The following is a 19,106-nucleotide window of genomic DNA, read 5'->3' as shown; positions in this document are numbered from 1 at the left end:
CTTCTCTAAAAAAGGCTATCTACTATGTCAGAAAAGGATCACACAGCCAAGGACAAGGCCCATGGTAAGCCTTAAAACTATTTAGGCACTGCTAAAGATGGTTTGCCAAAACTTTGCTAAAGCTGATGGTAATGCTCAGTTAAGATCGAAAGACCACCATCAAAGGATTTTTCAGGTTGAATTAACCGTCATTGCCACTTACCTTTGGGGACTAAACGACATAAGTGTGACTTTCGATCCCTCTAACATCAACTTGCCTGTATTGGAAATCATTCCACAGGTAAAGCAACAATTAGAACGTAACCATACCTTGATCCTTCACGCACCTCCCGGTGCTGGGAAAAGTACCGTAGTGCCACTTGCCCTTATGGAAGAAACATGGCTGAAAGGGAAAAAAATCCTCATGCTGGAACCAAGAAGACTTGCGGCCAAATCCATTGCCACAAGAATGGCCAGTCTCTTGAAGCAGCCGGTGGGACATCAAGTAGGATATCGGATCCGGTTCGAAAGCAAAGCGACGGAAGACACGCAAATCGAGGTCTTGACCGAAGGCATCATGACCCGAATGATCCACCATGACAATGCACTCGAAGAAGTAGGCTTGGTCATCTTCGATGAATTTCACGAGCGCAACATCCATGCAGATGTCGCCATGGCCCTTTGTCGTGAAGTCCAGCAAATACTTCGCCCAGATCTTAAAATCATGGTGATGTCCGCTACATTGGACATGCCACAACTCTCGGATCTTCTACAAGCGCCAATAGTGGAAAGCCATGGCCGCCAATACCCTGTGGAAGTGATTCACACGCAGGATGCTAACCCATGGGCACTCCCAGCACAAATGGCGCAGACCATCAAACAGGCTTCCCAGGAAAGAGCTGGAGACATTCTCGCCTTCCTGCCCGGGCAAGGTGAAATCCGCAAAACCTTGGAATTGCTACAGCCCATGCTACCTGAGGTAAAGGTCCTCCCCCTGTACGGTCAACTCAGCCCTCAAAAGCAACAGCAGGCCATTCTGCCACATCCAGAAGGAAAACGTAAGGTTGTTTTGGCCACGTCCATTGCAGAAACCAGTCTCACCATTGAAGGCATTGGCATCGTGGTAGATAGTGGTTTTAGCAGGACGTCACGCTTTGACCCTAAGTCAGGGCTTTCTAAACTGGAAACCGTTAAAATCACCAAAGATGCTGCAGCACAGCGGGCCGGCCGGGCAGGCAGGCTAGGTCCCGGGACCTGTTATAGGCTTTGGACCAAAGCCACGGATGACCGCCTCCTACCTTTTCGCATCCCTGAGATGATGGAAGCGGACTTGGCATCCCTGTGTCTGGACTTGGTACAATGGGGCATTAAGGACATTCCCCACATGACATGGCTCACCCCTCCTCCAGCCGGAGCCCTCTCCCAAGCCCAAGAGTTGCTTGAGCATTTGGGAGCCATTACCGAGGACCAAAAACTCACTCCCCACGGGGAAGCCCTTCGCAATTTACCATGCCATCCCCGCATCGCGCATATGCTGATCAAAGCCGAGGAAGATGGAAACCTGGCCTTGGCCACAGATATAGCGGCTATCTTAGAGGAAAAAGACCCTTTGCCCGCACAAACGGGTGTCGATATAAACTTAAGAGTGGAAAAGCTCCGCAGGCACCGTGGAATCAATAAACAAGGAAAGGGCTTCGACCGATTGGAAAAAGTGGCGGGAAATTACCGCAGGCTGTTTGGTGCTGCTGAAGAAAATGGCCCTTTCGATCCTTATGAGAGTGGATTGATCCTGACATATGCTTATCCGGAGCGCATCGCTCATGCGCGGCCCGGCAATAATGCCCAGTTCAAAATGACCAATGGCAAAATCGCCAGCATGCACCACAAGGATGACTTGGCCCATGAAGCTTGGCTCAGCATTGCCCATGTGGATGCCCGGGATGGGATGGGCAAGATCTTTATGGCTGCACCGTTAAATCCTAAAGACCTGGCATCCCTGGTAAAGGAAATCGAAATGGTCGACTGGGACCTTAAAAATGGGACGTTAGTGGCCGAAAAGCAATGGAAAGTGGGGCATATTGTCCTCCAATCAAAACCACTGACCTCCATAAGCAACAACCTTAAAACCAAAGCCATCATCAAGGCCATCCAACAAGATGGCGATCGTTTGCTGGATTTTAACGAAAACGTCCAACAGTGGCAAAACAGGATCATGAGCCTTAGGAAGTGGAAAGCTCCCGGAGAATGGCCTGACATTTCCACAGCTGCCCTTCTCGCTGATCCCTCTTGGCTAGGACCATACCTTGACTCCATCGCTTCTGCAGATGGGCTCAAAAAACTGAACCTCCTGGAAATCCTCCAATACAGTCTTGACTACGATCAGCAGCATCTACTGGAGAAACTGGCGCCCACACGACTGGAAGTCCCCAGCGGCTCGAACATTAAGCTCCAATATAGCGCAGATGGGGAACCTCCTGTCCTATCCGTCAGGTTGCAAGAGCTTTTTGGGTTATTGGATACCCCTACGATCAACGATGGAAAGCAAGGAGTCCTGATCCACCTGCTCTCCCCGGGATTCAAACCGGTACAGGTCACCAAGGACCTGCGCAGCTTTTGGGAAAACACCTACTTCGAAGTCAAAAAAGAACTAAAACGCCGGTATCCCAAACACTACTGGCCCGAAGATCCCTTTAAAGCCGAAGCGGTAAGGGGTGTGAAACGAAAATAACCGAAACGAAGTTAGTTATACTGGGCTTTTTTAGTGACCTTTGGTAATTAATTAGCAAGTCGTTTCACCTCCTATTTTCAACAAAATTATTTCCAACATTTCTATATTACTGAATAGTAATGGATTAATTCGTTTATCTGTCTTATGATTTTGTGAAGGGTTTGAATATAGGTGTGCACGCTTGTATGTCGGAACTAACTATCATTTATGGCAAGATCGAACAATAGTTTTATTAAAAAGCAGAAAGCAGACCGAAAAGCGAAAAAGAAAAAAGAGAAATTAGAAAATCGCTTGGAGAAAAAGAAACAGGAAAGTAGTGGCAAACTCGAAGACATGATTGCTTATGTGGATGAATTCGGAAACATTTCCGATACACCACCCGAGCCGCCTCAAGAGAAAGACAAGAAAAAGAAAGATTCAGGATCTGCATCAACTGACTAAAAAATTTCCAACCATATCAGGCCCGCACTTACAAGTGATCGGGCTTTATTTTTGACCAGTGGTTCATAAAGAGGCTGAAAAATTTCCTTCGCAATACTATTTCTCCCTATCTTAGAAGGGATACAAATCATTCACCAAAACCACCCAACCATGAAAATTAAAATGACCTGTTTGCTCATATGCTTCTTTTTTGCGGCAGTAAAATGGGGATATGGCCAAAATAGGGATATTTATGAAATCAAAATCTACCATATCAGTTCTGCTGCTCAAGCGGCTGCAATTGATCAATTTCTAGCCGATGCTTACCTCCCTGCCATGCACCAGCAAGGGGTCGAACACATTGGAGTATTCAAACCGATTGATGGAGACAGCTTGGCGGGAAAACGCATCTATGTATTCACTCCCTTCTCATCAGCCAATTCCTATGCCGATATCACCTCAACCCTCCATTTGACCGACTTACCTCATGGTGAAGACTACCAAAAAGCACCACATGACCAAGCTCCCTATGATCGCATGGAAGTGATCCTTTTAAAAGCCTTCAGCGGTATGCCTCACTATGATGTGCCCAAATTGGATGGAGAAAAGCATCAGCATGTTTATGAACTGAGAAGTTATGAAAGTCCTACAGAACAGTTGTTTCACAACAAAGTGGACATGTTTAACAGCGGAGAAATCACGATCTTTGACCGTTTAGGGTTTAATGCTGTTTTTTATGGGGAAGTGATTGCAGGCCCTAAAATGCCCAACTTGATGTATATGACTTCATTTGATAACATGGATGCTGAAAAAGCGGCCTGGAAAGCCTTTGGAAGTGATGAAGCTTGGATCAAGCTCAGAGATGATAAAAAGTATCAAAACAACGTCTCACACATAGATATTACGCTGCTAAAACCTGCCGCGTATTCCGAATTATAAAAACGAAGAACTATCCTCCGAAAGACTGTGAAGCGACTTCCTTATTGAGAAGGTGGAGTGATCATAATATGCGCCCGGTGTGTTCCCGGATCCATGATCCATGGCATTCCGGGTGCTTCTGGTTTTAAGGGAAGGCCGGTAGTTTCTTGGGTTGCATAGGGAATATAGACTACATAGCGGAAATTTCCCTTTTCCACCTTGCCAGTGCTCCAATCTACATCGCTTTCATCCGCAGAAAAAACATATAATGTAGCACCATTATCTGGCATGCTAAGCACGCCTGTTTTCACCTCTTCCTCACGAATATCAAAGATCTCTCGAAACGATTTACCTTCTTTTTTCAATGCTCTCCCACGGGCCATAAACGGCTCCAGGGCCTTTTGGTAACAGGCTACATTCAGGCCTTCTTTATTGGGGTCATCCGCAATACAGATCATTTCATTTTCACCTTGTCGCAGCACCGTAAGCACTCCATCGGCACCATAACCATACACCATGGCCCCTTTCCTACTTTCCTCAGGAGCGGCCAAAACAGCCAATTCCAACTGAATATCCTTTGGAGGAATGATCTGTTGGCCGTAAGCCTGTAAAACACAGGTAAGCGCAAAAAAACTACATATCAAGGTTTTCATAGCAGTAAAGTTTGGACATAGTTAATTTAACCATCTTTTTCTCCAATTCATAAATATTCCTTGAAGACTACCCTACCTTCTCCATGAAACGGGATGGGCTATTGGTCAAACATCTCCTTTAATTCACCCAAGATTTCCTCTACTTCTTGCTTTTTGATATCATACTCCTGATCACTAGCACTATTATTTTGAAAATGCTTCCAGTGCTTTTCCGCCTTTCTAATGACACGAGGAGTAATGTCAAACTCGGTATAGTCCAAGTAATCCTTCGCCAAAAGTGATGCCTTGAAATTTCCAAACAGATAGATCCGAAGAATATCCACGAATTTACCACTGATATCGAATCCTTCGAGCGCTTGAACAAAGGTACCGTTATGCCCCTTGTTCTTTTTATCGTGGATCACCTCCAGCAATGGATCCAGTGCCGCATCGTTATTTTCCATGACTGCCAATCCCCTAGCCGCCAGGTAAGCACTCTCCACGTCCTCTCCTTTAAGTACATGTATTAGCTTTTCCAGCACTTCTTCTCCTCCAATTTCAGCAAGTTTATCTGCGTAGACAAACGCCTCTTCCTCCTGCTTGTCACACATTTTATGGATCAATAAGTCAATATCCTGCGTCATGTTTCTCAAATTTTTCGGTACTTTGACAAAGATAATTGGTTATTCGGTAAGCCTATACAGAAACGAAAATTTCTCCTTCATGAATGAAAAGTTAATCCCTGCGGCAGATTGTCAATCTTTGATCGAAAAGGTAACTCCTCTTGCAGATGAAGTCACCTATGATCCAGGGAAAAACTCCTTATATTTTTTTAAGGAAGGTCAAAAACTTGCCCAAATCCGACTACCAGTGTTTTGGAATTCCCCTTGGGACATGACCAAAAACCAATTGGAAGAAACCAATTATGTTTTGTTAATTATCCGGTCTGGCATTGCATGTCTAGGATACTTTGAAAATGGAGAAAACATTGACCATAAAGTATTCAGGGCCTATATGGTACGCAAAAAACAAGGCAAGAGCCAGATCAAGCACCTTAAAACAAAAGGTAAATCTAGGGCTGGATCCAGGGTAAGGTTAGCCGAAACACTCGAATTTTTTGAGGCCATCAATACACGGTTGCTCCATTATTTTGAGAAATACAGGGTCGATAAAATAGGATTGAGCTTGGCCACCACATTGGTTCCGTACCTATATGGTTCCAAAATAGCTCCCCCCTTTTTCAAGGACGACTCAAGACTATTTAAAATTCCCAAGCACATCGCCAACCCAACCTATGAATCCCTTCTGGAAACCAATTCATTTATGCTAAAAGCTACGATCAACTATGAAGATGAAGTGGCTTCGGCGGTCTCCCCTCATCAAGATAATCGTACTTCCGATGAAGACTTGGAAGACTGGTAGTAGCAATTGACTAGTGAATTTATCGCCATGATTTATAAATCATTACACAATTAAAGCCTGTAAAACGACAAATCTGGTCATTGAGTAGTAATTTTATACTAGTGGCGTATATGCTTTCATTTACATTTTAACCACCAAAACATGAAATCATTCGTATTGGTATCCTTGCTGTTGATCCTTTTTTGTCGGGAATCATCCGGCCAGAGCAACCACTACTGGACAAGGAATTACGGAAGTGAATCGATGCTACTGAACGGGTCGGTCATCGGTGGTGTTACGGATTTGGGTGCAGTATATTATAACCCCGCCAGATTGGCCATTACTGACAATCCAGCCTTTATCATCAGTGCGGATGTCTATGAATTAAACTCATACAAAATAGAAGATGCCATTGGCAACAGGAAGGATTTGACACAATCTTCCTTTGGGGGCGCCCCTTCTTTGGCGGCAGGAACGATCGACATGAAAGAAACATCAAGATCCACCTTTGCCTATGCTATTTTACTTCGATACAATAATAATTTCGGGTTTTCATACAGAGACGAATTCTCTCAGAACATCCTTCCTAACGTCCCGGAAGATGAATTGTTTGAAGGTGAATTAAATGTGACCAATAACCTAAAAGACCACTGGTTTGGCGGAAGCTGGGCATATAAGCTCAAAGAAAATTTCAGCATTGGCGTTTCGTTGTTTGGCTCAAGGGCTGAAGCTTCCAAAGGAAATATGTTTGACATGACCGCTCTGGATGTAAATAATGATATCAGCAAGTATGATTACAACCGCGCATATTCCTTCCAAAGTTATGGGGTACTCGCAAAACTGGGAGCTGCCTATTCCACTGACAAAATGGATTTTGGCATGACCCTCACTACACCAAGGGCACATCTATTCGGAAAAGGAAACTACCAATACCATCTTTACTTTGCTGCTCCGGATGAAAGCGGTATTGCTGATATTTATGCCAATAGCTACCAGAGCGATCTAGAAATCAACCTTAAGTCGCCATTATCCATTGGCCTGGGAGCAAGTTATCATATCGCTGAAAATAAAGTGATCCATTTCAGTGGAGAATACTTCGGAAAAATCAATCCCTATAAAATCCTGGAAGCCTCTCCCCACCAGATGCAGAGCAAATCAGACTCCACGATCTATTTTACCCTCATGGACGGCCGAAAAGCAATTGCCAATGCAGGTATTGGTGTAGAATGGTTCTTAAGTCAAAAGGTGAGTTTCTACGGTGGGTTCAGCACTGACTTTAATGCTGCCGCTACCAATTCAGTCAGTTTCGTCACACAAGAACCCACCGCTACCAACTTATCGTTTGATGCCAACTTTTACCATTTGGCTGGAGGTGTTCTGTTAACTTTCAAAGGCGCTGAATTCACATTGGGGGCTACACACACCAGTGGGAAAACGAACTTTGACAAACCTATTAATTTCCCATCAGGCAATGATCCCTCAGTGGTGGATATTGCCAGTGATGGTCGGATGCTCTGGGACCGCTGGCAATTCATTGTTTCTGTCTCGGTACCCTTTCTTAAGGATTATGTGGACAAGCTGGAAGACAAGCTATTTTAAACCGCTAGCTATTAACCAGATAACCCATTTACCTGAATTTTTTCCTAAAATCGTTTGGGTTGGTAAGCCTATCCATATATATTTGCACTCGCAATACGGGGAAAAGCTTTCGTATTTTCAGCTAAAACGGAGTAGTCAATTGACAATTCGATAATAAAGTACTGGTTTTAGTATATTATGCCTCCTTAGCTCAGCTGGTAGAGCAACTGACTTGTAATCAGTAGGTCGCTGGTTCGATCCCGGCAGGGGGCTCTTGAATTATGGAAATGCCATAATTAAAACAATTCTTTATCATTTAATCGCCTCCTTAGCTCAGCTGGTAGAGCAACTGACTTGTAATCAGTAGGTCGCTGGTTCGATCCCGGCAGGGGGCTCAAAGGCAATCAATTCGTTGGTTGCCTTTTTTATTTTTGAGAAGCCTGGTTTTATCGGATAAAGCAATATTTCTGGAGGATACTTAAATTAATCCCGGAGGATCACTGAACGCACTAGGGCCAACTACATTTCAATTAAATCAACGGTTGATAATGCTTGGGCAAAAAAAGAACCACCCATAAAATAATTCTCTGTGCTCCCTGATGATTTTCAAGTGGGGCAAACGCATTTAATACTTATTTCGTGTAGAGGAGCTATCATCCGTGCCGCTGGCACTCCTTCGGGAGGTTGAGGAGCGCTTAAGTTCCTGCGGATGAATCCGCAGGTTACAAAATTTATCGTGCCGCTGGCACTTTGCCCCGATTTGTACATTGGAAACCGCAGTAGCCTATCTTGCCGAATGGCGGATTAGCCTGAAAGAATGATTTGTTGATTTGGATCGTACAAGCCGTCGCAGCTATCTGCTCATGTATAATGGTTGGCTTGGTTGAAGTTAAACCCTGAATATCCGCTACCAACTGAGCATCTTGCCTAATCCGCCCTTGGCGGAGGGGCATATAGAAGGGGCAGGTGACAACCTGCACCAAAAATGATTACACACAAAAGGGTCAGTTCCGTAAGAACGGCAGATATAAATGTAAATAGGAACTTTTTTTTTATAAGACCATGTCAACATTCATCCCCCCAGAAATATTGCTTGATCCATATTTCTGGGATCAATCGGAAAAATTGGGACTAGCCTTTTCCCATGGCCAATTGTATTCCTAGCCCCTCTGGTTTGATGCTTGGCCACGGATGAACGTTGATAAACAAAGATAGGATGCTTAAGGCATTGCTAATCGGTGGTCATTCCTTTTATCCGTGGCTTAAAATGACTCTAAGTTTACCAGATAAGTCGCAGGAAGTGGCAGCCCGATCAAGAAATACATCCGGGGAGTGGCAAAGTACGAAGTATTGCGGTGAGGCATGTGGTAGGAGATTATGCTATAGGGCAGATATCCATCCGTGCCGCTGGTAGGAGTCAAAATTCATCTCACCAGAAATATTATGGCTTGCCCCATTTACAGGCACCAAAAAAACATCAAATACGTGGACAGCAAAAAAAAGAGTGGCAGAAATAATTCAGCCACTCCCTTTCTATTTGGAGCAATAAACTGCTTAGAATTCTCTCAGAATAGACAGCTTTTTCTTCAGCTTATCGATTTCTTCTTCTGCCTTCTCAATTTTCTCATCAAACTGGTTTTTCAGCTTATCAGCCGTTTTGGAAGAAGCAAAGAACTCCAAGTTATTTTTCCAAAGTGTAATATTGTTTTCTAGATCAGCTATTTGTTTCCTGATTCCATGTTCTTTTTTATTGAACACCCGATCACTGTTGGGATCACCCTGGATTTTGTTCAGATTCAGCCTGAATAAAAATTCCTCCCTGTTCTCACCATCAGTATCCAGCTTTTCTACGCAAGCTTCTACCGCTTGGTTAAATTTACCGGCTATTTCTTTGATGTTTTTTCGGGGAACAAATCCAATGGAATTATACTCTGCCACCAGTTTTTCCAGGTTTTCAACTGTAAACTCTTCTCCTTCAGGTAGCGCTTTTATCTTTTCACAAACTTCCTCCTTAAGCTCCAAGTTCTTATCGAACTCTTTATTAATCTCTTTGTTGGCTTCCCTCCTGTTGTCAAAAAACGTATCACATGCCGTCTTGAACCGCTTGTAAAGATCGTCTCTAACTTTTTCAGGTGTGGGACCTAGCTTTTTCCAGTCTTGCTGAAGCTTGATCAGCGCATTGGAGGTATTTTGCCAGTCTGTACTGTCTTTTAGCTCTTCTGCCACCTTGATAAGCTCTTCTGCCTTTTCTTTATTGATCCTTCTGATTTCATCAAGCTCTTTAAAGAACAGGTTCTTGTTATGGAAAAACTGCTTAAATGCACCCCAAAAGCCTCTGTTGATCTCTCTTCCACATTCTCTAGGTACCGGACCGATGGCTTCCCATTCCTTTTGGATCGCCAGAATCTCTTTGGTCTTGGAGTTCCATTCTTTGATGCGATTGGCCTTGAAATCTTTAAAATCATCTAGTTTTTGGATCAAGGCCTCTTTCTTGGTCTGATTTTCCTTAAAGACTTCTTTCTGGCTTTCATAGTAAGCCTTCCGTTTAGCATAAATGGCATCTGAAGCAGCCTTAAAGCGTTGCCATACGGCCTCTTGCTCCTCTCTGGGTACAGGACCAATATGCTTAAATTCCTCATGAAGCTCGTTCAAGGCTCGAATGGCAGTCCTTAGATCCTCTTCTTTGTCCAAGGCTTCTGCTTTTTCACAAAGCTCCAGCTTGCCCTCTAAGTTCTTCTTGCGGTCAAGTTCCTTAAGTTCAAAGTAAATACTTCTATTGTCATAGAAACGATCCATAAGGGCATTGTAAGAGGCCCATAGATTTTTATTCTGTGCACCGGGCACGGGACCAATATCTTTCCACTCCTGCTGGATTTCTTTGATGGTGCTGATGCTGTGGGTGGTTTCCTCCCCATCTACCAGCTCCCTAAGCCTTTCCAAAATTTGGTTTTTGGCAAAGAGGTTTTTCTCTTTCGTTTCTTCAAGCTCCTTTATTTGTGAGCTTCGTCTATTCTTATACTCTCCATACAGCGCGAAGAACATTTTATCATCCTCACTCTGCTTATAGAAAAAATCATCTTCCGTCCCGCCTTCTTGGACAAAACTCTTCAGCGCCTCTTCCTTTTCTTTATTGAAATGATCTTCCTCATAATGGGTTTTGATATCGTTGGCCACATGATCATCCTGGATATACTTACCCTTTTCCAGCAGCTCTTTTAGCGCTGATAGCAGCTGTTTTTTACTAAAGTTACCGTAATCTACATGATGCTCCTCTTCATGATGCTCTTCTTGATCATGATGTTCCTCATCGTGATGCTCTTCGACACGTTGACTGGATTCATTTTTCGGTTCATGCTGATTACCCGCATCAGTATTTTCTACCTGCTCTTGGGTCACCTTGTTTTCTTCTGATATTTCTTTATCGTTCTCCATGATATGCTATGAGTACATCTTTCCAAATATGCTATAAACAAAAGTAATAAATAATTTAATTTAATCTTGGGTCGATAGGATAATTTGCCAACACTTGAAAATCACCTCCCATATTCCTCAAAGCCACCCGCCAAAGGTCGTCTGGCGAGGAAGTGAAAATGGCCTCGGCATCTATATCTTCACAAATTATCCAAGTCTTTTCAGACAGCTCCTCTTCAAGCTGACCACTGGACCAGCCGGAATATCCAATAAAGAACCGAAAATGATCCAAATTGAGCTGACCTGCCTTATACTTCAAGACAAATTCCTCGAAATTTCCTCCCCAATATAAATCCTTCGCCAATTGCACACTGCCTTCAATCACAGGATCCCCCCAATAAATAAAATGAAGGGTATTTTGCTCCACGGGCCCACCCACAAACACCTCCATATCGAGAAATTCAAGTTCATCCAACAAATCCTTAATCCTCAGGATGGACAATTTGTTCAATACAAGGCCAAACGATCCATTTTCATTGCTCTCACACAGCAATACCACCGACCGTACAAAATTTTCATCCTGCAAAAACGGCTCTGATATGAGTAATTGACCGGACTGGGGACTTATGTGCTTTTTTTCCTCCATCAAAATATTCTTGGTATTCAACTTTTAATATAGGTCAAAATTTCATAAATGCAATTAGTAATAGTACTTTTATGATTATAATATTCTGATTTTATTATGGATTTAGCATCGATTAGAACTGAGTATTTGCTTAAGTCTTTAAATGTCAACCAGCTGGAAGGATCACCATTGGCTCAATTTCAATTATGGTTCGATGAAGCAGTACACGCAAAAGTCAATGAGCCTAACGCCATGAACTTGGCCACGGTGAACGCCGAAAACAGGCCAAGTGCACGGATTGTATTGCTAAAAGGGGTGGATTCAGGCTTTGTGTTTTACACCAATTATGCAAGCAATAAAGGTCATGAGCTGGCGCAAAACCGCTTCGCCGCCCTTACTTTTTTCTGGCCGGAACTTCAGCGACAAATTAGGATCGAGGGAAAAACAGAAAAAGTCAGTGAAGCGATATCGGACACCTATTTCCTCTCCAGGCCAAGGGGAAGTCAAATCGGTGCTTGGGCCTCTCCACAAAGCCAACAGATTCCTAACAGGGATTTTCTGGAACAAGCGGAGAAGAAAATGCTAGTGCGATTTGAGCAAGAACCTTTACGCCGCCCTCCGCATTGGGGAGGATACCGCTTGGTACCCGATCGGGTAGAATTTTGGCAAGGCCGTCAATCCCGTCTTCATGATCGTATCGTTTATTCTCTCGACGATAAAGGGAAGTGGGAAAAAAGCAGATTGGCACCCTAATGCTTTAAGGTGCCAATCTTTTGGTCATACGACCAAGGAGGATATCCCTTCAAAACAACTGTCCGTCTACACCGAAACGGAAAATCCTCCCCATTCTCTTTCGGTATTGCATGAGGAAAAGGCCTCGAACACAGGCTGCTTTTGGCATTGCCCCAAACTGGTCCAATGCTTATTTAAGGTCAAACAGGTTCGTAACGCCGATGGTCTTTTCGACGGTGTACCCTTCCCCGTATTTCACATTGATCATGTGACCAAACTCCCTGGCCCTGGCTTCCACAAAATCAAAATACTCTTTACTACTGATAAAACTTTCCGGCTCGTCGCTATTCGGGTCATAAAACTGCGACTTAAATGCCTTTATACTGGCCAACTTATCTTCCCAAAAATCAGAGATATCAAAAACAAAATCAGGCTTTATATAATTGTTTTGGATGTAATGGTAAACGTACTGGGGACGCCAAGCTTCCTGAGCCTCGCCATCCAGTACAGTCTCCACCCTTCTTAACCCACTGATAAAACATGCATTGGTAGCCAAAGCCCCTCCTTTTCCATGGTCAGGGTGGCGATCGCTGATCGCATTGGCAAGCACGATGTCTGGTTGATATTTACGGATGATTTTCACTACCTCCAAATGATGGGCTTCATCATCCTTGAAGAAAGCATCCCGAAAACCAAGGTTTTCCCTCGCGGACAACTGCAGCAATTCAGCTGCTCTGGCAGATTCTTCCAATCTGATTTCGGGCGTTCCTCGTGTGCCCATCTCCCCTCTTGTGAGATCCAAAACGCCCACTTTATGCCCGGCTTTGATGTGGGCAGCGATCGTTCCAGAACAAGATAGCTCAGCATCATCAGGGTGAGCTGCTATCACCAGTATATCTAATTTCATGCTCAATTAATATGGTTTCTACAATAAAACTGAATTGAAACACCAAAACCTACCCAAAAAGTTTACCTGATCCGCAATCTTTGGCCCACACGGAGGATGGACTTTGAAGAAATATTGTTTAGTCTCGTAATATGCCGAACAGAAGTACCATAGCGGTTGGCGATTACGCTGAGGTTTTCCCCACTCCGCACACGGTGATAAACGGCTTGGCGCATTTTAATAATATGTTCGAAGCTTCCCGCTGTAACGGCATACACGGAGTTTTTCAGCCTTCCCACAGAAAAATCAAATAATTCTGTTGGGTTGATGGACAAACCTTGATAACGCACCTCAAAGTGAAGGTGCGGGCCTGTGCTTCTTCCTGTACTCCCGCCATAACCGATCACTTCGCCGGCCTTAACCTCCTGTCCCACGGCCACATTATACTTGGAAAGGTGGCCATATAGGGTTTCCAGCCCATTTTTATGCCTCACTACCACATAATACCCATAACCGTACCGATCATACGAACGCATCCTTACGATACCATCAAAGACGCTGTAAACAGGATCGCCCCTGTTCAGGTCCAGATCTGTACCGTGATGCCATCGATACCTTCTGAATCCAAACTCTGAATTGATTTTGGTTTCTTTTAGCGGACTGCTCCAATTGGTTCCGTGAAAGGGATCATAGAGCTTGATCATCACGGTATCCTTGAATCCCTTTGGGTCAAAACCATAGCTATCAATTCGCTGACTGTCCCATGAAGAATAATATTCATAGGCCGTGACCCAAATGCTGTCGATTTGTATTTTTTCTGAAACTTGGGCCAGCTGGTGGGTAGGTGCCCATATCAGGGATAAGGTATCCTCACTCACTGTCGATAGCCTCCTGCGAAGGTCTACGCGGTCTTGGTAAATCAGGGAGTCGGTTCCTTTTTGTAAATTATAGAGGTATTCCTCTACATCAAAAGTCTGCAGATTACGGGCATCAGGCACCTTTACTGCTGGGGCCTTGTCCTTTTTTATGATTTTAGGAAAAATCTGTGCGCATGCTTCGGATAAGCCCACGCACAGATTTAGTGTAACAAGTAAAATGATTATTCTGATGCCCATTCTCTCCTATGCCAACTCTTTTTCTGCGAGAAAACGCTCCGCATCCAGAGCTGACATACATCCAGTACCAGCAGCTGTTACCGCCTGCCTGTAAACATGGTCTTGGGCGTCGCCACATGCAAACACCCCTTCGATATTGGTCTTGGTACTACCGGGTTGGGTATTGATATAACCAGCTTCGTTCATATCCAAGAAATCCTTGAAGATATCGGTATTCGGTTTATGGCCGATGGCCACGAAAAAACCTGTAACTTCTAATTCCTGCTCTTCACCCGTTTGGTTATTCTTAACGCGAACTCCGGTCACTTCTTCCTCGCCCAAAATCTCCTCTGTTTCGGTATTCCAAAGGATCTCAATTTTCGGATTGGAGGTTACCCGCTTCTGCATAATTTGCGAAGCTCTCATTTCATCCCTACGAACGAGCATGTATACTTTTTCACAAATATTGGCCAAATAGGAAGCCTCTTCACAGGCGGTATCTCCTGCACCGACAATGGCCACCTTTTGATTACGGAAGAAAAATCCATCACAAACAGCACAAGCGGACACCCCTTTGCCGTTCAGTTTGGTTTCACTTTCAAGTCCTAGCCATTTAGCCGATGCTCCGGTAGATATGATAACGGTATCCGCCAAAATCTCGTCTTTATCGTCCACGATTACTTTATGGGGACCGGTGGAAAAGTCCACTGCAGTCACCAAGCCATATCGCACATCAGTACCGAAGCGCTCGGCTTGTTTTTTGAAATCCTCCATCATCTGGGGCCCCATCACTCCATCCGGATATCCCGGGTAATTCTCTACGTCATTCGTAATGGTCAGCTGACCTCCAGGCTGGCCTCCGGTATAAAGTACTGGGCTCAATCCCGCTCGTGAGGCATAAATGGCTGCTGTATATCCTGCAGGACCTGATCCTACAATGAGCACTTTAATCTTTTCTGCTTCTTTATTCATTGACCAATGGTTTTTTTGGTTGGCAAATTTTAGAATTTTAATTTTTTTAACAAAGCTTCCCTATGTTAAAATTCCCTAAAAGGAAAATTAAATACCGGATTGAAAAAACAGGGTATTTGGGTGACAAAATCCTGACAATATAATGTACATAAAAAAAGGGGCTAAAGCCCCTTTTTTGCTAAGTTCGGTGTATTTTATCCCAAATAAGGTTTCAACGTCTTACTTCTGGAAGTATGGCGCAATCTTCTGATCGCTTTTTCCTTGATCTGACGCACACGCTCTCTGGTAAGGTTAAACTTCTCTCCAATCTCTTCCAAGGTCATCGCATGCTCTCCATTCAACCCAAAGTAAAGCGTAATGACATCCGCTTCCCGCTGGGTAAGGGTAGAAAGTGCGCGCTGAACTTCTTTTCGAAGGGAATCATTCATCAGGCCATCATCAGGCTTTTCCTCCCCATCATTTTCCAGCACATCCAAAAGGCTGTTCTCCTCCCCTTGAACAAATGGTGCATCCATCGAAACATGACGACCGGAGATCTTCATGGTGTCCACCACTTCTCCAGCAGTCACCTCCAACACCTCAGCCAATTCTTCAGGTGAAGGCTCCCGCTCAAAGCGTTGTTCGAGCTCACTGAACGTTTTACTGATTTTGTTAAGGGATCCTACACGGTTTAGCGGTAGTCTCACAATTCGTGATTGCTCCGCCAAAGCCTGCAAAATGGATTGACGAATCCACCATACGGCATAAGAGATGAATTTAAAGCCCCTGGTCTCGTCAAAACGCTGTGCCGCTTTGATAAGCCCCAAGTTTCCTTCATTGATTAGATCACCTAATGACAAACCTTGGTTTTGATATTGCTTGGCCACAGATACCACAAACCTCAAGTTTGCTTTTGTTAATTTCTCAAGAGCAAGCTGATCACCTTCACGGATTCGCTTGGCCAGTACCACCTCCTCATCTGCTGTAAGAAGGTCTACCTTACCAATCTCTTGTAGATATTTATCGAGAGATTGACTCTCTCGGTTTGTGATCTGTTTGCTAATTTTAAGCTGCCTCATTCAGGAATTTCTTTTTTTGTTAGGACTTACTTATAACAGATTTTAATCTTAAATAAGTTCAATTTAACAATTGACTCGATAATTTAATCTTTTTTCCCAGATTTTTCTGGTTTTGGCAATAATGCCTTTCTGGATAACTTGAATTTACCCGTTTTCTTATCGACATCGATGAGTTTCACCATAATTTCTTCGCCCGGCTCTAAAACACCATCCATGTTTTCAAGTCTTTCCCACTTGATTTCAGAGATGTGCAACAACCCGTCTTTACCTGGCATGAACTCTACAAACGCACCAAAAGGCATAATGTTTTTCACTTTACCAGTGTAGGTCTCTCCTATTTCAGGCTGCGCTACGATGGCCTTGATACGACCGATGGCACTGTCCATGGATTCTTGGTTGTTGGAGAAAATGTTGATCTTCCCAGCATTGTCCACTTCTTCGATAACAATAGTCGCACCAGTATCTTTTTGGATCTCTTGGATTACCTTGCCACCTGGACCAATCACCGCACCGATCAACTCCTTAGGAATGGTCATATTGTAAGACCTTGGCGTATGTGGCTTCAGATCAGGCTTAGGAGCCGCAAGGGTCTTGCTGATTTCTTCCAAAATGTGTAGCCTTCCATCTTTTGCTTGATACAATGCCTCTTTAAGGACATTATAATCCAGTCCTTCCACCTTAAGGTCCATTTGACAAGCCGTAATGCCTTTCTCAGTACCAGTTACCTTAAAGTCCATATCACCCAAGTGATCTTCATCACCAAGGATATCGGACAAAATTGCATACTTTCCTGTCTGTGCATCTGAAATCATGCCCATCGCAATCCCGGTTACAGGTGCCTTGATAGGAATCCCGGCATCCATCATCGCAAGTGAACCCGCACATACCGTCGCCATGGATGAGGAACCGTTTGACTCCAATATATCTGATACGACACGAATGGTATATGGGTTTTGATCTTCTCCTGGAAGTACTTTCTTCAAGGCCCTCATGGCCAAGTTTCCATGCCCCACTTCTCTCCTGCCAGGACCTCTGTTAGGCCTTACCTCTCCGGTAGAAAATGCAGGGAAATTATAATGAAGGAAGAATTTATTGTAACCAGAAATCACGGCACCGTCCACCATTTGCTCATCCAGCTTGGTGCCGAGCGTACAAGTGGTTACAGACTGGGTTTCCCCTCTGGTAAATACCGCAGATCCATGGGCTGAAGGCAGGTAATCTACCGCAGACCATATTGGCCTTACCTCATCCAATTTCCTTCCGTCCAAACGTTTCTTCTCCTCAAGGGTAAGGTTTCTGGCAGCTTCTTTATGAATTTTCTTGAAATATGGACCAATAAGGTCTTCCTCATATTCGTGCTCTTCTCCCAAACTTTCTACGAAAGCTTCTTTGATGGCATCGATGGCCTCACTTCTTTCTGTTTTATTGGGAACTTGCTTGCTGACCGCCTCATAGCACTTGTCATAAAGCTCAGCCCTCATTTTTTCAAACAGCGCTTTGTCTTCTTTTTCGTGACAATATTCACGCTTTTGCTCTTTGCCTACAAGCTTGGTAAGCTCATTTTGCACTTGGCAGTGCTTTTTAATTTCTTCATGCGCAAATTGCATGGCCTCTACCATCTCATCTTCCGAGATCTCGTCCGCTTCACCTTCTACCATAAGGATATAGTCCAAGGAACCCGCTACGATAAACTCTAAAGAGGCTTTCTCCAGTGCAGTAGGTGATGGATTGATGACCAATTCTCCATCAATCTTTGCCACCCTCACTTCTGAGATGGGGCCATTAAATGGAATATCCGAAACGGCCAGCGCTGCTGAAGCAGCAAGTCCAGCCAGACAGTCCGGAAGTACTTCTGTGTCGGATGACATCAGGGTGATCATGATCTGAGTGTCAGCATGATAGTCATCAGGGAATATCGGCCGGATGGCCCTGTCCACGATACGGCTGATCAGGATTTCATAGTCGGAAAGCCTTCCTTCTCGTTTTAAAAATCCCCCGGGAATTTTTCCTGATGCTGCGAATTTTTCTTGATAGTCCACTGACATGGGAAGGAAATCCACCCCTTCACCAGCTTCTTTTTTTGAAACGACGGTCGCCAATAGCATCGCATTGCCCATTTTCACAACGACAGCTCCGTCTGCTTGCTTGGCCAATGCACCGGTTTCAATAATGATTTCTCTACCATCCTCAAGGGTGATAGTTTTTGAAATTACATTTGGTAACATACGTTCTCTTTAAGAATAAATCTTTTGATAAGTTATAAAAGTAAGGTTTAAATAAAGGGGGAAATCAAAAAAAGTAAGGTTCCCAATTCAGGGAACCTCACGTCAATCTTATTTACGTAATCCTAAGTCAGCGATGATCGCCCTGTATCTTTCAATGTCATTCTTGTAAAGATAGTTCAATAGGGATCTGCGCTTACCTACCAATTTCAAAAGACCCAATCTTGTAGAGTGATCTTTTTTGTTGCTTTTTAAGTGATCGGTCAGGTGCTTGATTCTGTAAGTGAATAGCGCAATCTGAGACTCAGGAGATCCTGTGTCTTTCTCAGATTTTAACCGACCATGATTCTTAAACAGCTCTTCTTTCTTCTCTGTAGTTAAATACATGCTTAGCTAAAATTAGTTTTTTATGAATATTTAAAGCAGCTACAAAGATAGAAGGATTATTTC

The 19,106-nt window shown here is 43.9% G+C and carries 16 protein-coding genes and 2 tRNA genes; 8 read left to right on the top strand and 10 right to left on the bottom strand.

The features are described from left to right. The first annotated feature begins 226 nt into the window (after positions 1 to 226). The 3 genes from hrpB (at position 227) to ECHVI_RS16795 (ending at position 4,066) form a co-directional block, all read left to right on the top strand. A complete protein-coding gene (gene hrpB / locus ECHVI_RS16805; protein ID WP_041739951.1) occupies positions 227 to 2,707 on the top strand; it encodes an ATP-dependent helicase HrpB in 2,481 nt (826 codons plus the stop codon). A 207-nt stretch (positions 2,708 to 2,914) separates the two neighbouring features. Next, positions 2,915 to 3,148 (top strand): hypothetical protein, encoded by a 234-nt coding sequence (locus ECHVI_RS16800; RefSeq protein ID WP_015267212.1) that lies wholly within the window; start codon positions 2,915 to 2,917, stop codon positions 3,146 to 3,148. Between the two features lie 150 nt (positions 3,149 to 3,298). Further along, complete coding sequence (locus tag ECHVI_RS16795; protein WP_015267211.1) at positions 3,299 to 4,066, top strand: NIPSNAP family protein; 768 nt, start codon at positions 3,299 to 3,301, stop codon at positions 4,064 to 4,066. A gap of 41 nt (positions 4,067 to 4,107) precedes the next feature. Here the strand turns inward: ECHVI_RS16795 and ECHVI_RS16790 are convergent, their stop codons facing one another. Continuing rightward, a complete protein-coding gene (locus ECHVI_RS16790) occupies positions 4,108 to 4,698 on the bottom strand; it encodes a hypothetical protein (RefSeq protein WP_015267210.1) in 591 nt (196 codons plus the stop codon). Positions 4,699 to 4,796: 98 nt separating this feature from the next. After that, positions 4,797 to 5,321 (bottom strand): HEAT repeat domain-containing protein, encoded by a 525-nt coding sequence (locus ECHVI_RS16785; protein ID WP_015267209.1) that lies wholly within the window; start codon positions 5,319 to 5,321, stop codon positions 4,797 to 4,799. Positions 5,322 to 5,400: 79 nt separating this feature from the next. On the opposite strand from ECHVI_RS16785, the gene ECHVI_RS16780 reads away from it, so the two are divergent. From ECHVI_RS16780 to ECHVI_RS16765, 4 genes are all read left to right on the top strand, one after another. Further along, on the top strand, positions 5,401 to 6,099 hold the full coding sequence (locus ECHVI_RS16780) for a hypothetical protein (RefSeq protein WP_015267208.1): 699 nt from the start codon (positions 5,401 to 5,403) through the stop codon (positions 6,097 to 6,099). Between the two features lie 141 nt (positions 6,100 to 6,240). Then, on the top strand, positions 6,241 to 7,677 hold the full coding sequence (locus tag ECHVI_RS16775) for an OmpP1/FadL family transporter (RefSeq protein WP_015267207.1): 1,437 nt from the start codon (positions 6,241 to 6,243) through the stop codon (positions 7,675 to 7,677). A 179-nt stretch (positions 7,678 to 7,856) separates the two neighbouring features. Further along, positions 7,857 to 7,929, top strand: a tRNA-Thr gene (locus tag ECHVI_RS16770). Between the two features lie 49 nt (positions 7,930 to 7,978). Continuing rightward, positions 7,979 to 8,051 (top strand) — tRNA-Thr (locus ECHVI_RS16765). Positions 8,052 to 9,210: 1,159 nt separating this feature from the next. Here ECHVI_RS16765 and ECHVI_RS16755 read toward each other — a convergent pair. Together ECHVI_RS16755 and ECHVI_RS16750 are read right to left on the bottom strand one after the other, a co-directional pair. Further along, positions 9,211 to 11,088, bottom strand: coding sequence for a DUF349 domain-containing protein (locus tag ECHVI_RS16755; RefSeq protein WP_015267206.1), 1,878 nt, complete (start codon positions 11,086 to 11,088; stop codon positions 9,211 to 9,213). 55 nt (positions 11,089 to 11,143) lie between these two features. After that, positions 11,144 to 11,713 carry a YqgE/AlgH family protein gene (locus ECHVI_RS16750; RefSeq protein WP_015267205.1) on the bottom strand — a complete coding sequence of 190 codons (570 nt, stop codon included), beginning with the start codon at positions 11,711 to 11,713 and terminating at the stop codon, positions 11,144 to 11,146. Positions 11,714 to 11,809: 96 nt separating this feature from the next. Here ECHVI_RS16750 and pdxH point away from each other — a divergent pair, with 96 nt between their 5' ends. Then, positions 11,810 to 12,445: a pyridoxamine 5'-phosphate oxidase gene (pdxH, locus tag ECHVI_RS16745; protein WP_015267204.1), complete on the top strand. Its 636-nt coding sequence runs from the start codon at positions 11,810 to 11,812 to the stop codon at positions 12,443 to 12,445. Between the two features lie 169 nt (positions 12,446 to 12,614). Here the strand turns inward: pdxH and bshB1 are convergent, their stop codons facing one another. The 6 genes from bshB1 to rpsO form a co-directional block, all read right to left on the bottom strand. Then, positions 12,615 to 13,331 carry a bacillithiol biosynthesis deacetylase BshB1 gene (gene bshB1, locus ECHVI_RS16740; RefSeq protein ID WP_015267203.1) on the bottom strand — a complete coding sequence of 239 codons (717 nt, stop codon included), beginning with the start codon at positions 13,329 to 13,331 and terminating at the stop codon, positions 12,615 to 12,617. A 62-nt stretch (positions 13,332 to 13,393) separates the two neighbouring features. After that, a complete protein-coding gene (locus ECHVI_RS16735) occupies positions 13,394 to 14,425 on the bottom strand; it encodes a M23 family metallopeptidase (protein ID WP_015267202.1) in 1,032 nt (343 codons plus the stop codon). A 6-nt stretch (positions 14,426 to 14,431) separates the two neighbouring features. After that, positions 14,432 to 15,376, bottom strand: a complete 945-nt coding sequence (gene trxB / locus ECHVI_RS16730; protein ID WP_015267201.1) for a thioredoxin-disulfide reductase — start codon at positions 15,374 to 15,376, stop codon at positions 14,432 to 14,434. 194 nt (positions 15,377 to 15,570) lie between these two features. Further along, positions 15,571 to 16,434, bottom strand: coding sequence for a sigma-70 family RNA polymerase sigma factor (locus ECHVI_RS16725; RefSeq protein ID WP_015267200.1), 864 nt, complete (start codon positions 16,432 to 16,434; stop codon positions 15,571 to 15,573). An 83-nt stretch (positions 16,435 to 16,517) separates the two neighbouring features. Further along, a complete protein-coding gene (gene pnp, locus ECHVI_RS16720; protein ID WP_015267199.1) occupies positions 16,518 to 18,659 on the bottom strand; it encodes a polyribonucleotide nucleotidyltransferase in 2,142 nt (713 codons plus the stop codon). Positions 18,660 to 18,767: 108 nt separating this feature from the next. Then, complete coding sequence (rpsO, locus tag ECHVI_RS16715; RefSeq protein ID WP_015267198.1) at positions 18,768 to 19,043, bottom strand: 30S ribosomal protein S15; 276 nt, start codon at positions 19,041 to 19,043, stop codon at positions 18,768 to 18,770. Positions 19,044 to 19,106: the final 63 nt, after the last annotated feature.

The organism is Echinicola vietnamensis DSM 17526 (assembly GCF_000325705.1).
Classification (GTDB): domain Bacteria; phylum Bacteroidota; class Bacteroidia; order Cytophagales; family Cyclobacteriaceae; genus Echinicola; species Echinicola vietnamensis.
Note: the sequence above shows the minus strand (reverse complement) of the source record. Positions and strands in the feature narration are given on the sequence as shown.